The organism is Xenorhabdus sp. SGI246, from assembly GCF_040838225.1.
Lineage (GTDB): Bacteria > Pseudomonadota > Gammaproteobacteria > Enterobacterales > Enterobacteriaceae > Xenorhabdus > Xenorhabdus indica.
On sequence record NZ_JBFPEZ010000084.1, the window covers coordinates 25,153 to 41,540 of the forward strand.

The 16,388-nt window shown below is 39.1% G+C and carries 10 protein-coding genes; 8 read left to right on the forward strand and 2 right to left on the reverse strand.

From position 1 onward, the window contains the following. The first annotated feature begins 237 nt into the window (after nucleotides 1–237). From pth to ABLA85_RS16570, 4 genes are all read left to right on the forward strand, one after another. Complete coding sequence (gene pth, locus ABLA85_RS16555; RefSeq protein WP_367965462.1) at nucleotides 238–828, forward strand: aminoacyl-tRNA hydrolase; 591 nt, start codon at nucleotides 238–240, stop codon at nucleotides 826–828. Between the two features lie 122 nt (nucleotides 829–950). After that, nucleotides 951–2,042 (forward strand): redox-regulated ATPase YchF, encoded by a 1,092-nt coding sequence (ychF, locus tag ABLA85_RS16560; protein WP_367965463.1) that lies wholly within the window; start codon nucleotides 951–953, stop codon nucleotides 2,040–2,042. Between the two features lie 296 nt (nucleotides 2,043–2,338). Then, nucleotides 2,339–3,637, forward strand: a complete 1,299-nt coding sequence (locus ABLA85_RS16565) for an HlyD family secretion protein (protein ID WP_367965464.1) — start codon at nucleotides 2,339–2,341, stop codon at nucleotides 3,635–3,637. After that, nucleotides 3,630–5,729 carry a peptidase domain-containing ABC transporter gene (locus tag ABLA85_RS16570; protein ID WP_367965465.1) on the forward strand — a complete coding sequence of 700 codons (2,100 nt, stop codon included), beginning with the start codon at nucleotides 3,630–3,632 and terminating at the stop codon, nucleotides 5,727–5,729. The genes ABLA85_RS16565 and ABLA85_RS16570 overlap by 8 nt, the downstream gene beginning before the upstream one ends. A gap of 137 nt (nucleotides 5,730–5,866) precedes the next feature. On the opposite strand, the gene ABLA85_RS16575 is transcribed toward ABLA85_RS16570, so the two are convergent. Beyond that, entirely contained in the window at nucleotides 5,867–6,064 is a 198-nt protein-coding gene (locus ABLA85_RS16575; RefSeq protein WP_367965466.1) for a hypothetical protein, read from the reverse strand. Between the two features lie 120 nt (nucleotides 6,065–6,184). Then, nucleotides 6,185–6,409: a hypothetical protein gene (locus ABLA85_RS16580; protein ID WP_367965467.1), complete on the reverse strand. Its 225-nt coding sequence runs from the start codon at nucleotides 6,407–6,409 to the stop codon at nucleotides 6,185–6,187. A 693-nt stretch (nucleotides 6,410–7,102) separates the two neighbouring features. Between ABLA85_RS16580 and panP the strand changes: the two genes are divergently transcribed. The 4 genes from panP to ABLA85_RS16600 all read left to right on the forward strand — a co-directional run. Next, nucleotides 7,103–8,776 (forward strand): pyridoxal-dependent aspartate 1-decarboxylase PanP, encoded by a 1,674-nt coding sequence (gene panP / locus ABLA85_RS16585; protein ID WP_367965468.1) that lies wholly within the window; start codon nucleotides 7,103–7,105, stop codon nucleotides 8,774–8,776. Nucleotides 8,777–9,468: 692 nt separating this feature from the next. Then, on the forward strand, nucleotides 9,469–11,112 hold the full coding sequence (locus ABLA85_RS16590) for a cyclic peptide export ABC transporter (RefSeq protein ID WP_367965469.1): 1,644 nt from the start codon (nucleotides 9,469–9,471) through the stop codon (nucleotides 11,110–11,112). A 483-nt stretch (nucleotides 11,113–11,595) separates the two neighbouring features. Continuing rightward, entirely contained in the window at nucleotides 11,596–14,850 is a 3,255-nt protein-coding gene (locus ABLA85_RS16595; protein ID WP_367965470.1) for an amino acid adenylation domain-containing protein, read from the forward strand. 26 nt (nucleotides 14,851–14,876) lie between these two features. Continuing rightward, nucleotides 14,877–16,388: condensation domain-containing protein (locus ABLA85_RS16600; protein WP_367965471.1), on the forward strand; the 1,512-nt coding region annotated here is incomplete at its 3' end.

Sequence of the window (16,388 nt, forward strand, 5' to 3'; positions counted from 1 at the left end):
TGTGAACGCAATTTGTCAACAAACAAATTCAAAAGCACGAAAGCAGATACCTCCTTTTAGACATTATAGCCATAACATATGAAAGGTTATTGCGCTAGCGATCACAAGCTGTACGATTTTTAACTTATTCTTCCCTTATTATCTAATATCATAATGAGTTTTGTACTCAAGCCTTCAGGCAGGTACACTAAGCCTCTTTTTTTAATACCTTAATGCCAATAAGCGAAATCAAACACTGTGAGTAACATAAAATTAATCGTTGGTCTGGCAAACCCCGGTGCTGAATATGCACAGACCCGACATAATGCAGGAGCATGGTTTGTCGATTTATTAGCACAACGCCATAACCAGCCCTTAAAAGAAGAGAGTAAATTTTTTGGTTATACCGCTCGTATCTATATGAATGAGCAAGATGTCCGTCTGCTTGTGCCAACGACATTCATGAACCTCAGTGGCAAGTCTGTTCTTGCTCTAGCCGGGTTCTACCGCATCCAGCCAGATGAAATTCTGGTGGCTCACGATGAGCTTGATCTTCCCCCTGGTGTCGCAAAAATGAAACTAGGTGGCAGCAATGGTGGGCATAACGGCCTGAAAGATATTCAGAACAAATTTGGCAATAATCCTAATTTTCATCGTCTGCGTATTGGCATCGGTCATCCGGGTGATAAAAACAAAGTTGTGGGATTTGTTCTCGGCAAGCCCCCTGCCAATGAACAGAAACTGATTGATGATGCTATTGCTGAAGCTCTCATCTGTACTGACATCCTTATGAATGAAGGTATGAATAAAGCCATTAACCGCCTGCACGCTTTTAAAGCCAGCGCTTAACAGGTCCGCCCGGAGTAGAGCGTGGCGCATCAGAGTATTGCGTGTATAATAACACCAATTTTTTATAACTCACCGACAGACTATTTTCTGTCGGTTTATAAGTGATCAAAGGTGATAAATCTATGGGATTCAAATGCGGTATCGTTGGCCTGCCTAACGTTGGGAAATCTACATTATTTAATGCGCTGACCAAAGCAGGTATCGAAGCAGCAAACTTCCCTTTCTGCACTATCGAGCCAAACACGGGTGTTGTACCAATGCCAGATCCACGTCTCGACCAGCTAGCTGAAATTGTAAAACCACAGCGCATCCTCCCAACCACAATGGAATTCGTCGATATTGCGGGTCTGGTAAAAGGTGCTTCAAAAGGCGAAGGTCTGGGTAACCAGTTCCTGACTAATATTCGCGAGACGGAAGCAATTGGTCATGTTGTACGCTGTTTCGACAACGATAATATCGTTCACGTTTCTGGTCAGGTTGATCCGGCTGCCGATATTGAAGTTATCAACACCGAGCTGGCATTGTCAGATCTGGATACCTGTGAACGTGCTATCCAGCGTGTTCAGAAGAAAGCTAAAGGTGGTGATAAAGATGCTAAAGCTGAATTAGAAGTGCTCGAAAAGTGTCTTCCTCATCTTGAGCAAGCGGGTATGTTGCGTTCTTTAAACCTGAGCGTGGAAGAAAAAGCGGTAATTCGCTATCTGAGTTTCCTGACGTTGAAACCAACTATGTACATTGCCAACGTCAATGAAGATGGTTTTGAAAACAACCCGCATCTTGATACCGTTCGCACTATTGCAGAACAGGAAGGTTCTGTAGTTGTTCCGGTTTGCGCAGCTATTGAAGCGGATATCGCAGAACTGGAAGATGCAGACCGTGAAGAATTCATGGCAGAGCTTGGGTTGGAAGAACCTGGTTTAAACCGTGTTATTCGTGCCGGATATCAGTTGCTGAACCTGCAAACCTATTTCACCGCAGGGGTAAAAGAAGTGCGAGCCTGGACAATCCCGGTCGGGGCAACGGCACCACAGGCTGCGGGTAAAATCCATACTGACTTTGAAAAAGGCTTTATCCGTGCCCAAACGATTTCATTTGAAGATTTTATCACTTACAAAGGTGAACAAGGCGCAAAAGAAGCAGGCAAAATGCGTGCTGAAGGGAAAGATTATATTGTTAAAGATGGCGATGTAATGAATTTCTTGTTCAACGTCTGATCTACGAACAAATTTACTTATCTTGCCGATACTAATCGATGAGATTTATGCTAAAAATCCGCGTTATCACGCGGATTTTTCTTTTATAAGCCCGCCTATTCTTAATATTCCAAGACGGAATTTTGAAACCCCATATTAAGAAATTTTATTAATGGTTGAAGTGGCATTCAGGTTAACTATATTACAGTAGTATTGCATCAAGCAGGCCAAATCTACCGACATCACATTGATAAATTAATATTTTCAGCCATTCCTCAAACCATAATCACGAAACAAAGCATGAAGATTAATTATATATGACTGCTATGAATAAGTTATTTAGGCAAGAGGCCTTAGATAACCAAAAATCCAAATGGACGGGAAAAGCACTATTGATAGCAAAAATACCGGCATGGATTATTTGTATTGCTTCATTAACTTTTTTAACTGTTTTATTTATATTTATTACTTTTGGAAGTTATACAAGAAGAATTAGTGTTTATGGTGAAGTTATCACTAACCCTCATCCAATAAATATTTTATCTTCCCAACAAGGATTTATTTCAAAAACTTTCGTCAAAGTAGGTGACATAGTAAAAAAAGGCCAGAAAATTTATCAGGTAGATTTCAGTCAAATTACGGAGTCTGGCAAAATCAGTACTAATACAAAAAACTCCCTCAAAAACCAATTAATACAAGTCAATAATATTATTCAAAACCTGCAATATAATAAACGTATCACTTTAGAAAGCCTCGAAGAGCAAAAAAAACAGTATGAATTATCTCATGAGAAGGACAGAATTGTCGTTGAAAATGCACGCCAGGGTATTGAATTTGCAAAAGAAAACATGAAAAATTACAAGAGTTATCAGAAACGAGGTCTTATCACGAAAGATCAATTTAATAATTATGGCTACTCTTATTACCAGCAGCAAAACACATACCAAAATCTCTACAGTCAATATATCAGCGATTCATTAAAGATCACAAGCCTGAATAGTGATATCATGCTCAAGCAAGCGGATTTCGATAAACAAATTTCACAATACAAAATTCAACGAGATGATCTACAGCGGCAACTAACCGAAATGGCTGCCAGTGGCTCCCTATTCATCACTTCCCCTATTGATGGACGTATTGAATCACTTGGATTTACCGTCGGGCAAATGGTTATTGCAAATGACAACTTAGCACAGGTGATCCCAAATGGTGTAAAACCAATTTATTATTTAATCCTATGGGTTCCTAATAACAGTCTACCTTACATTGCAAAAGGTGATGCAATTAATATACGTTATGATGCTTTCCCATTTGAAAAATTCGGCCAGTTTTCAGGACATATCAATAACATTTCATATATCCCGGCATCCTCTCAAGAAATGTCTCATTATAAAAGTTCACCAATAAACAAGATTGGGGAAAAAGCCGAATCTTATTATAAGGTGTTAATCAGTCTGGATAAGAATAAGTTTAGTTACAACGGAAAAAATTTATATTTATCTAATGGCATGAAAGCCCAGTCCACTTTCTTCCTTGAAAAAAGACCTCTTTATCAATGGATGTTCTCACCATTCTATGATATGAAAAAAACATTAACAGGCCCTAGCAATGAATAAAGCATCTTTTGACGTCATTACCGAAAAATTGAATTTAGGATTCAGAAGAAGAATCCCCAAAATTTTACAAACTGAAGCAGCCGAATGTGGCTTAGCAAGTTTAGCAATGGTATTTCATTATCATGGGTTACAAATCGATCTATCCAGTTTACGCAGTCAGTTTGGAATTTCTACACGAGGGGCGACACTCCCTGTATTGATTAATATCGCTACTGCGCTCAAATTTAAAACCAGAGCTGTATCGTTAGATCTTGATGAGCTTCATGCATTAAAAACTCCCTGTATTTTACATTGGGATATGAATCATTTTGTTGTTTTAGTCAGTGTAAAAAAAAATAAAATTACTATCCATGATCCAGCATTTGGGCAACGGGTAATGAATGCTCAGGAGTTTTCCAGGCACTTTACAGGTATTGCATTGGAATTATGGCCGGGTAATGATTTTATTCCTGTAAAAAAGCAAAATAGGTTACGTATTATCTCCTTGTTAAATAATATTCAAGGAATTAAATCTGCACTGGGAAAAATTTTCTTCTTATCTGTTGCCATAGAGGCTATTAATATACTGCTTCCAGTGGGGACACAATTGGTCATGGATCATGTTATCGTTGCTCAAGATCATAGCCTTTTAACTATTATTTGCTGTGGTTTGCTCTTCTTTATTTTATTTAAAGTCTGTGTATCAACGCTACGTAGCTGGATATCCATTACTATGGAAGCATTTGTTGATGTGCAATGGAAATCAGGTGTATTCGACCATTTAATGAAATTACCTTTAGCTTACTTTGAAAAACGTAAGCTAGGTGATATTCAGTCACGCTTCGGTTCACTAAATATTATTCGCACAACCTTTACCCAAAATATTGTTAATGGAATTATTGACACCATTATGCTGATCAGCGTCTTTGTTATGATGCTACTTTATGGTAATTGGCTGGTTTGGATTATATCGGGGTTCACCATCATTTATATAATAGTCAGATTTCTGACATATCAATATTACAGACAGCTTTCTGAAGAACAGATAGTTAAAGAGGCCAGAGCAAACTCCCATTTTATGGAAACGTTATACAGTGTTAATACCTTAAAGGCGTTGGGATTATGTGAAACTCGGGCAAAATCCTGGTTAAACCTGAATATTGATACCCTTAATTCAAATACTAAACTTAATAAGATAAGTTCAATTTTTAATATCATTAATGTTTTTATTACTACTTGTGAACAAATTATCATTCTGTGGTTAGGTGCATCCTTAGTGATAGATAACCAAATGACTCTTGGGATGTTTGTTGCTTTTAACGCATACCGGGGGCAATTTGCCGACAGAGCAAGTAATCTGATCGACATGGCAATTAAATTGCGCATGTTAAATTTACATAATGAAAGAATTGCTGATATCGTCCTCTCTGAACCAGAAAGAGAAGCTCCTGCGCGGGAAATCGGCGTTTCAGGACAACCTGTTGATTTAACAGTCCATGATTTACATTATCAATATGATAGCTTATCAAAGCCGGTGATATCCGGCTTTAATCTTAATGTCAAAGCGGGAGAAAGTGTGGCTATTGTTGGTCCATCTGGGGCGGGAAAAACAACACTCATGAAATTAATGAGTGGGTTATTAGAACCAGATAAAGGCACTATTTTAATGAACGGGCTTGATATTAATGTCATTGGTCTAAATAACTACCGGAAGTGTATTGCCTGTGTATTACAAGATGATAAATTACTTTCCGGCTCTATCGCTGAAAACATATCCGGTTTTGATCCTTCACCCGATATCTATCTTATACAAGAATGTGCTAAACGTTGCAGTATCCATGATGATATTTTATTGATGCCAATGGGGTATGAAACACTTATTGGTGAATTAGGTAATGGATTATCTGGTGGACAAATACAAAGGTTATTGATAGCCAGAGCACTATATCGTCGTCCAAGTATTCTATTTATGGATGAAGCAACCAGCCATCTGGATTTAACTAATGAAGCGTATATCAACGAATCAATCTCTGCATTGAATATTACCAGAATTATTATTGCTCATAGACCATCAACAATTAAATCTGCCGATCGTGTTATCTCTATATCATAAATTTAATCCATTTTTCAATTGATTTTCTTCTATACTTTAAAAATATATAGTAAATATTTAAAAAAATCATTAGCCATTCTAATAGAGTGGCTAATGATTTATAAATATATAAAATTGATTCTCAGAATTTATCTGAATTAGTTACCACATACGGGTTCAAGATATGGGGGAAAGTATGGAATGATTGGAATGATTGGCCATTCAAAATCAGGGGATGGCATATCACCAATTACGCTATGCGCATATTCGATGGCTTCTTTCAATAAATCACCCTTTTTCATAACAGAGCCAGCACCTGAGACTTGCCCTAATTCAATGGTTGTTAATTCTTTCATATATTACCTCATTATCGATTACGATTGATATTAACTTCTTAGTACATTAATTAAAAAATCATATAAACTTCATATTATTCTATTTTATGAGTATGTACTTTGAAATTTATAATTCATTTATTATTCGAAACAATCAATTATATCACAACCTAAATGTTCTAGAGTACCTGCCTCACCTTTAATAAATCCGCCTAAATCTTTCGAGAGATAGCCTTCTTTGACAAGGAAATCAACGCCATTATTAATTGCTTGATCAGCGGCGTGCAAGCCAGCTTTTGCTGCTTTATGCCAATTAAAAGCACCACCTGCAACCTGCTCTAATTCAATGGTTGTTAACTCTTTCATATATCACCTCATTACTTATTAGTATCATCATTTAACTAAATTAGAACCATAATACATAAATAGATAATGGTTTGAATTATGGCTCTAGAAAAATTAAAATAATTATAAAGTAAGACAAAGAAATTCAAAAAATGATCCTAAAGTCACTGCATAAAATCTTTCTGTGATTCAGATCAAATTTATATTTTTCTGGAGCCAGCTTTCTCCGCTGTTCTGATATCACCATAAATTATTTGTTCTTAACTTTTATTAAACAACCAACCATTTATCACATACTATTTTTGGAATAGTGACTATTTCCCCCGTCAGAAACTATTTCTATCATCAATAGATAAAAGAAACTAATAGGAAATTAAAAATACTTATTTATTTGCTTACTTTAAATTTATCAATCATGGCATACTATGATTCGGTAATTAATATAAAACACATGAGTCTGAATATAACCTTATTATTATTTTTCTACAGAAAAATTATCAATAATCTTTAACAATATCTATACAAAACAAATGAATCTCATTCTTAGTTTGATCTGTTCTATACAGAAAAAGAGAGATACAAAGGAGACAAGAATCTAGTACCCCAGAGGGATACACATACCGTTCAGCCGCACCCAACTACTTGCACCTAACAATGATATGATTATGCTATTCACACTACATTAATTAACGATTCTGGAGAGGCAAACAGACTATGCAGAGTTCTCTTGACAGGCTGAATCACAATGAAACAGAAAAGACGATTCCTCACGATAATTATTCGGATACACAAGAATGGCAAGAATTATTCGACCAATTTACCACCAATATCGGTGAAAAAGCCTTGTCTGAACTGGAAGAGAAGATTGCAGATGATCCTGTAGGTTATTGTTGCCGTGAGCTAAACAAACCCGTGCATGAATTAGCAGAACTGGAGAGGAAGTTCTCTTCGGTATTCATACCAGAAACTCCCGTCGATACTGAAAAATATATCCAAAATTTAAATGAAGATATTCTTAACCAAGTGATGCCTGTGTCATCCCCTACTTTTGTTGGTCATATGACATCAGCCCTTCCCAGACATTTACCTGCCCTTGGCAAGATATTAACTGCCCTGAATCAAAATTTAGTTAAACTGGAGACATCGCATGTTCTGACCGTGCTGGAACGCCAGGTATTGGGTATGATGCACAAATTGGTATATGGTTGTGATGAAAGTTTTTATAAACAATGGCTGCACAATGGTGATTATGCTCTGGCAGCCTTCTGTTCTGGCGGAACACTGGCTAATCTGACAGCCATGTGGGCATGCCGGAACCAGCTCATGCCAGCCGATGAAAATTTTACCGGTCTCAAACGTGAAGGACTGGCCAGAGGTTTACTCCACTACGGTTACAATGGAGTGGCGATTTTGGTATCAGAACTAGGCCACTATTCACTGAAAAAAACCGTGGATGTTCTCGGCCTTGGACAAGATGCACTAATCAGTATTGATGCCGACAAAAACGGACGGATCTGTATTGACTCCCTCGACTCACACCTGAAAAATCTGCGTCAGCGCAATATCAAGCCCATGGCAATTATCGGAATAGCGGGAACAACCGAAACCGGTTCAATCGATCCGCTGGACGTACTGGCAGATATCGCAGAGCGCGAGCAATGTCATTTCCATGTCGATGCTGCCTGGGGAGGCGCGAGCTTATTGTCAGAACGCTATCGGCATTTATTCAAGGGCATTGAGCGTGCTGATACTGTGGCAATTGATGCTCATAAACAAATGTACGTCCCTATGGGAACAGGCATGGTACTGTTCCGCCAGCCTTCTCTGACTGATTCTATTGCCCAACACGCTAATTATATTGTACGTAAGGGTTCAAAAGATCTAGGCCGCCACACGCTGGAAGGGTCACGCAGTGCGATGTCACTTATGTTGCACAGTAACCTGCACCTGCTTGGCCGGCAGGGTTTTGCCCAATTAATAGATAGCAGTATCGAGAAGGCACAGCAATTCGCAGGCATTATCCGCCAACAGGAAGACTTCGAGTTAGTCAGCGACCCACAACTTTGTCTGCTTACTTACCGGTATATACCACCAATGGTATTGACAGCACTACGCAACGCCTCTGAATCTGTGCGGGAAAAACTACACGATACACTGAATGCACTGAACCAAAATATCCAGTCTATGCAGTGGACTACCGGAAAGTTTTTTGTTTCACGTACCAGTCTCAGGCCAGTACAATGGGATCGACAACCAACAACCGTTTTACGTGTTGTGCTAGCAAACCCATTGACGACTTTAGAAATACTTGAGTGCATGTTGGAAGATCAACGCAAACTGGCACAACAAAGTCCGTTATGGCAAACCTTACAGAGCTTAATCAATTGAGATAGCTTAATATCCGTTTCATCTTTCAAGTTGCAATTTGAACTCTATTGGGCATATACCCAATAGAGATTCTGGGATAGATATGTATAAAAAACAGTTAGGAACAGTCATTCCAAAATTAAATATATCCACCACGTAAATAATATTTAAAACCAAATCTTTTAATTCAAATAAATATTTATAATGCCAGAGCACTTTTTCACTCTTTGCTGTACAAGCAGTGAGAAAGTACAACTAACAAAGCAGAGCAAATCTCCGAATTCACAGATAACTCTATGCTTATAAATACATGTTTATAACTACAGTGACCGTGCTGAGTGTCCGTAACCAACAAAGAGGCAACTTAAAAGATGGAAGGAACATACACTATGTTAATGAAATGATATAGAATTGCATAAAAGTATATCTACGTTACTATCTGATTACTTAGAGAAATTATTTATGCTCCTTTATTCCACTATTACAAATAAACTCTATCAATTAATGAAAAAAAATAATATGCATCAATTAATGTCATATCTATTACACCCCATTACACCTTAATTGTGACTTTTATCACGATTTAAATTCATTCACATTTATGTTTATAAATCTTCCTTGAAATTTCACCAGAAAAAAATAACCATGTTGATTCTCATTGACCAGTATATATTTTTTATATTACTCATAATCTCCTATAATGGTTTATTTTTATGACACTAATAGCTTATCTCTATCGTCAATCCTGGATATTGCTGTTTTTATCAACAATATTTGCATTAATCAGCGGGTTTGCCGGTGCATCAGTAGTAGGCATGATTAGCCAGGGAATTACAGGTGCAGCTAATCTCTCAACATTTATCTGGAACTTTTTTGGTATCTGTATTCTTTTTTTTATTACTAAAACTTTATCAGAAATATTGTTATCACATTTAACTCAGGCAACGATTTATTCCCTGCGACTGAGTCTGAGTAATAAAATATTACGGGCGCCTTTTAAGAAGCTGAATAATATCGGGAAACATGGCCTGTTAGCTGTTCTGACTAAAGATGTCGATGTGTTTATACACTCTTTTATGTTAGCGCCAACCGTCTTTGGCAATATCACACTTATTATCGCTTGTTTCGGCTACTTAGCCTGGATTTCCTGGCAACTCTTTATTATTCTGACCATTGTCTGTCTGCTCACAATGTATATCTTCTATTTTTTGGAAAAGCGCCCTATACGTCTGATGGAAGAAATGCGTGAGCAGGTAGATAAGATCTACCTCAGCTTCCAACAGCTAATTGATGGTAGTAAGGAGTTAAAACTCAATAGCCAGAAAGGCAATGCTTTTATTGACAGAGTCATTTCTCCCGGCGCAAAAAAATTCAAAGAGATCTGCATTAAAGCAAATAATAACTATGCCTGGGTACTGAATGCCGGTTCGGTGGTCTTTTATATTGTCATTGGCTTGATGATTTTTGTTGTACCTATCTGGTTACCTCAAGAGCCTTCTAATTTGATGACAGTCACTCTGATCGTTCTATTTTTATCCGGCCCAATCAGCGAAGTGATCGGCGCCATTCCTGAATTAAGACAAGCCGAAATTTCACTACAAAAAATGAAACGACTGGATAGCCAGTTGGAAGAATCTCTGTATATACAACAAGCTAATACACCAAACCCATTTGCAAATGGACAACCACTATCACTTGAATTGAAAGATGTTATTCATCACTATACGACCGACAAAGAAGATCGGGAGTTTAAGCTAGGGCCGATGAGTCTGACTATTTCCCAAGGCGAAATCATTTTTATTGTCGGTGGAAACGGAAGCGGAAAGACAACACTTGCCATGCTATTAGTCGGTTTGTTCGAGCAAGAATCCGGCTCTATCTGGCTTAATGGTGTAAAAATGGATCAGAAAAATAATGAACACTATCGCCAATATTTTTCAGCCGTTTTCTCTAATTACCATTTATTCGATCAACTGTTAAATACCGGTGCAAATGTTACCGAAAAAGCAACTCATTATATTGAAGCTTTAAACATGAGCCATAAAGTTAAAATCGTTGACGGACAATTCTCAACAACTGAACTTTCAGCCGGTCAGAGAAAACGCTTAGCCTTAGTGTCTGCTTATCTGGAAGATCGTCCTATTTATCTATTTGATGAATGGGCTGCGGATCAAGACCCTGTATTTAAAAGAATATTCTATACAGAATTACTGCCAGAACTAAAAGCTCGTGGTAAAACTGTTATTGTTATTAGCCATGATGATGCATATTTTGATATTGCAGAACGTGTAATTAAGTTGGAAGATGGACACATTAAAGAGATAAACACCAATAGCCATTATTCTGGCTTAAAATGATCTAGATCAAAGAAAACCTACTTATTATAAATATATCCTCGCCCATTTTAAGAGCCTCGTTAAACAGGCTCTTTTTTTTATAGAATATATATTATCATTTAGATTATTATGTAATATAAAATATTCATGATAATAACACTTATTACCTATAATAAAATTAGATATAAAAGAAAGTGAATATCACTATGTAAAGTTTTTCCATTTAATATACAATCTAACACCTTAAATACCATAATAAAGACAAAGTACAGTTTATATACAAAATGAAATTAGCTTATAACTTTCCTGTGAAATACCATTCATATCACTGTAATGGTTTTTTTTATTGCGTTGTACCTCCACCGCATTAATTTTCTGCTGGAAAATAAATTTATTGAACTTTATTTTACCAATATTTTGGTCTTAAATTCTGTTCTTATTTTTTTGTTTTATCAGTTCTCAAATTTTTATTTTTTCATATACCCATAAAAGGGGAGCTATAAAATGAATTATCCTGAAACATTGAATTCATTTGCTTTATCAGAAGCACAAAGCAGCCGTTGGTTTCAATATCAAATTAACCCGACCCAAAGGGGACAGAGTAATAATGCATTTTGTGCCAGAGTTAAAGGTTTAACTGCTGAGAAATTAGAAGACTCGCTCAATCATCTGATAAAACGCCACCCTATGTTACGGGCCAGTTTTGGTCAATATGACGGTAAGTTAGGATACCAAATAGCAGAAAATGCTGTGATTACAATCACGAAATATGATGCCAGGGATCTGAGTGAAGAAAAGCTGCAACAAGTTGTCCGTAATGATTGTTGGTACGTTTTCGATCTGGAAAATCCACCGCGTGTTTATGCCAGTTGGTATCAATGTCATGATCAGGAAAACATCATGGTATTAACTTTTGACCACATGGTTGTCGATGGCTGGTCTTATTGGATATTACTGGAAGAACTGGGTAATCTCTTATCTGAACAAGAATTGCCTCCGGCACCAAAACACAGTTACCAAGACTATGTTATCTGGCAGCAACAATGGCTGAACAGTGACAATGCAAAAAAACAACAACAATTCTGGTGCGATAACCTGAGCAGTCATTTAACAGAATTACAATTACCGACCAGCAATAGATCAAACATTAATAAATCCCCTTCTGCAATAAATAGGATCACGATTCCCCGTAAGCTCCCCGAATCGCTGGCTACAAAACTGCATACGTTAGCAACGAAATACGGTAATAGTCTGTTTGCTATTTTTCTGGCAGCCTATCAAATTCTGTTACATCGCTATACTGGTCAGGATGATATCCTTATCGGCTCTATAATGCCGGGCCGCAGCCGGGCTGCCTGGGGTAAATTAGTCGGTGAATTTGTCAACCCGGTTGCCTTACGCGCTCAGATCAATAGCGGGATAACTGTACAGGAACATATCTTACAGGCGGCTAAGACCATTCGTCAGGCTATTGAGAACCAAAAATATCCTTTCCCCAAAATCCTGGAACAAATCAAGTTACAACGTAACACTGATACCCATCTTGTTTTTCAGACGACGATTACTTTCCAACAACCCAGATATGTCAATAACCTGCCATCATTATGGATGGATCAAAGTGGCAGTAATACGGTGCATTGGGGGGGAGCAGAACTGCGATCTTTCACATATCCTTATTATGGCGATATGCCTGTTCCTTTGATGGTTAATATAATAAAAGTCGATCAACAGATTAATTGCGGTTTTCATTACGATACTAAATTGTTCGATGCTGAGTTAATCACTCAACTTATGGACAATTATTTCACCTTACTGACAGCAATGGTCAATGATGATCAACAGACTATCGACAGCTTACCGTTGATGGATGAATCAGAACGCCAACATATTCTCTATAATTTTAATGCAACTGATGTCTCCTACCCGCAAAATGTTCTGCTTCACCAACTATTCGAACAACAAGTCAACTATGCGCCGACAGCAATTGCTCTGGTTTGTGATAACCAACAATTAACTTACGAGGAATTGAATCGTCAGGCCAATAAACTCGCACATGCTTTCGTTGCAGCCGGTATTCAGGCAGAGAATCGTATCGGTCTCTGCATGGAACGTAGCCCGGATATGGTTATCGCGTTGCTAGGAATATTAAAAGCGGGTGCAGCTTATGTTCCTCTCGATCCAGAATATCCGGCAGATCGTCTTAGGCATATTCTGACCGACAGTGAACCGGCACTTGTCCTGAGCCATCATGGGTTACAACGCCACTTACCAGACACTAATGTTCCTTTGTGGATATGGGAAAACGAAGAATTTCAGGCAACTCTGGCTGAACAGCGGGGAGATAACCTATCTATCATCGACTTGGGGCTGACATCACGTAATTTGGCCTATGTCCTGTATACCTCAGGATCAACAGGTTTACCTAAAGGAGTAATGAATGAGCATCGTGGTGTCGTCAACCGCTTGCTCTGGGCAAAAGATGAATATCAATTGAACCCTAACGATCTCGTATTGCAGAAAACTCCATTCAGTTTCGATGTTTCAGTATGGGAATTTTTCCTGCCTTTGCTTTCTGGTGCTCAATTAGTTATGGCACGTCCCGGAGGTCACAAAGATCCCCTTTATTTGCTGGAAGAGATTGAATCCAGAGGTATCACAACCATCCATTTTGTTCCCTCTATGCTGCAAAGTTTCATTCATCTCACTCCGGCAGGACGTTGCCCTTCTTTACGTCAGATTTTGTGTAGTGGAGAAGCCTTACCGTATTCCCTGCAACAACAGTGCCTAACTCACTTTCCTCATAGTGAACTGCATAATTTATATGGCCCGACTGAAGCCGCAATTGACGTAACATCCTGGCGTTGTGGATCAGAAAAATATGTCGATTTAGTGCCAATTGGTCATCCTATCGCTAATACACAAATCTATATTCTGGATAAACTTGGCCGGATTGTTCCTATCGGAGTGACCGGGGAGATCCATATTGGTGGTATTGGTGTTGCCCGCGGTTACTTAAATCGTCCTGAACTAACGGCAGAACGTTTTGTTCATGATCCATTCAGCAATCGCCCGGATGCACGGATGTATAAAACGGGAGATTTGGGGCGTTGGCTACCTGATGGCAGCATTGATTATCTGGGCCGTAATGATTTTCAGGTCAAAATAAGAGGAAATCGCATTGAGTTGGAAGAAATCGAAACTCATCTGGCCCAATGTACTGGTGTTCAGCAAGTTGTGGTTGTTGCACGTGCATATGACTCAGCAGATACAAGGCTAGCCGCCTACATCATCCCGCAATCAGGTACGACACTGAATATTCCCGAACTGCGGGAACAATTAGGCAATAGCCTGCCTGATTACATGATCCCTGGCGCATTTGTCATGTTGGATACTTTCCCACTGACACTAAGTGGCAAATTGGATCGCCGTGCTCTCCCCCTTCCCGATCATTCGTCTGTGATCACAAAAGAATATGCAGCACCACAAGGTGAAATTGAAGAACAACTGGCGGATATCTGGCAAACGGTATTGAAAATAGATCGTATCGGACGTTATGACAATTTCTTTGAGCTCGGTGGTCACTCGCTCTTGGTTTTACAACTTCAATCAAGAATTAATGAAATCTTTGATGTTGATATCTCTATCCAGCAATTGTTTGCACATCCTTCTATCTGTCAGCTTGAAGAGTGCATTATCAATGCTCAATTACTGCAATTTGACGCAGATTCTCTACAAGATATTTATAAATCAATGGAATAAATCTGGCTCTCAAATGGTACTTAAACATGAATAATAATGAATTAACCTCTTTACCATTAGCTGAACGGAAAAGACTACTTGAGTTAGCCAAAGCCGCCAAGCTATCTCGTCAACATACACAAAAAGCAGAAATTCGCCCCCAAGCCCGTAACGGCGATGTGCCATTATCCTGGACACAACAACGTCTGTGGTTTCTGACCCAGTTAGATCCCGCAGCCCAGACAGCGTATCACATGTCAATAGGGCTACATCTACAAGGTCAGCTTAACCTGAATGCGCTACAAGCGGCTTTGGATCGGATTGTTGCCCGCCATGAGAGCCTGCGGACAACTTTTGTGGCCATTGAAGGCACTGCCCGGCAAGTTATCGGGGATGTCAACAGTGGTTTTGCTTTGACGACTGAAGATATCAGCCATTTACCAGCACCAGAACAACAAACCACAGTTGAAGAGCGCGCCCACCTTGAAGCTGTCAAGCCTTTCGATTTTACTTGTGGGCCATTACTCAGAGGGCATTTGCTCCGTTTAGCAACAGACGAACATATTCTGCTGTTGACTCAGCATCACATTATTTCAGATGGTTGGTCAGTCAAAATATTAATACGTGAACTCTCTGCTCTTTATCAGGCTTTCAGTCAAGGGCAACCCGATCCATTACCTGAATTGAAGCTCCAATATGCTGACTATGTTCTCTGGCAACAACAGTGGCTACAGGGCAATATATTAGAAACTCAACTAAATTACTGGCGCAATCGTTTACAAGGTGCACCCGAATTGCTCGAATTGCCCACCGACAAACCTCGTCCGATACAACAGAGTTACAGAGGTAACCGCGTCGATCTGGTATTTTCACCAGAATTAAGGGCGGGATTAAAAAACCTCAGCCAACGTCATGGCACAACTTTATTTATGACATTGATGGCAGGTTGGGCAGTGCTGCTTTCCCGCATCAGTGGACAATCCGATCTGGTGATAGGAACACCGATTGCCAACCGTCCACAGCATGAGCTGGAACCCTTGATCGGTTTCTTTGCCAATACACTGGCGTTACGCATTCAATTAGATGACAACCCAAATGTCAGCGAATTGCTGGCCCAAGTGAAAAATTGTGCATTAAGCGCTTATGAGCATCAGAATTTACCATTTGAACAATTGGTCGAAGCCTTGCGACCAACCCGCAGTTTAAGCCATAGCCCTATCTTCCAGGTCATGCTGACTCTCGATAATAAATCAGAACAAAGGAATTTTGAGTTAGCAGGACTAAAATTGAGTGAACTTCCTCTGGTCAGAGAAAGCGCTTATTTTGATTTGACACTGTCACTGAATGACACCGAAAACGGGTTAACCGGTGAACTGGAATACGCCAGTGATCTGTTTGACCCGGCCACAGTTGAACGGATGGCGGGGTCTCTGCAAACCCTGCTGGCGGCAATGGTGGCTGATGACCGCCAGACGGTAGCCGATCTGCCGCTCTTAACGCCGCCTGAGCGCACTCAGCTACTGACCGAATTTAATGCCCCCACAGTCAGTTATCCGTCC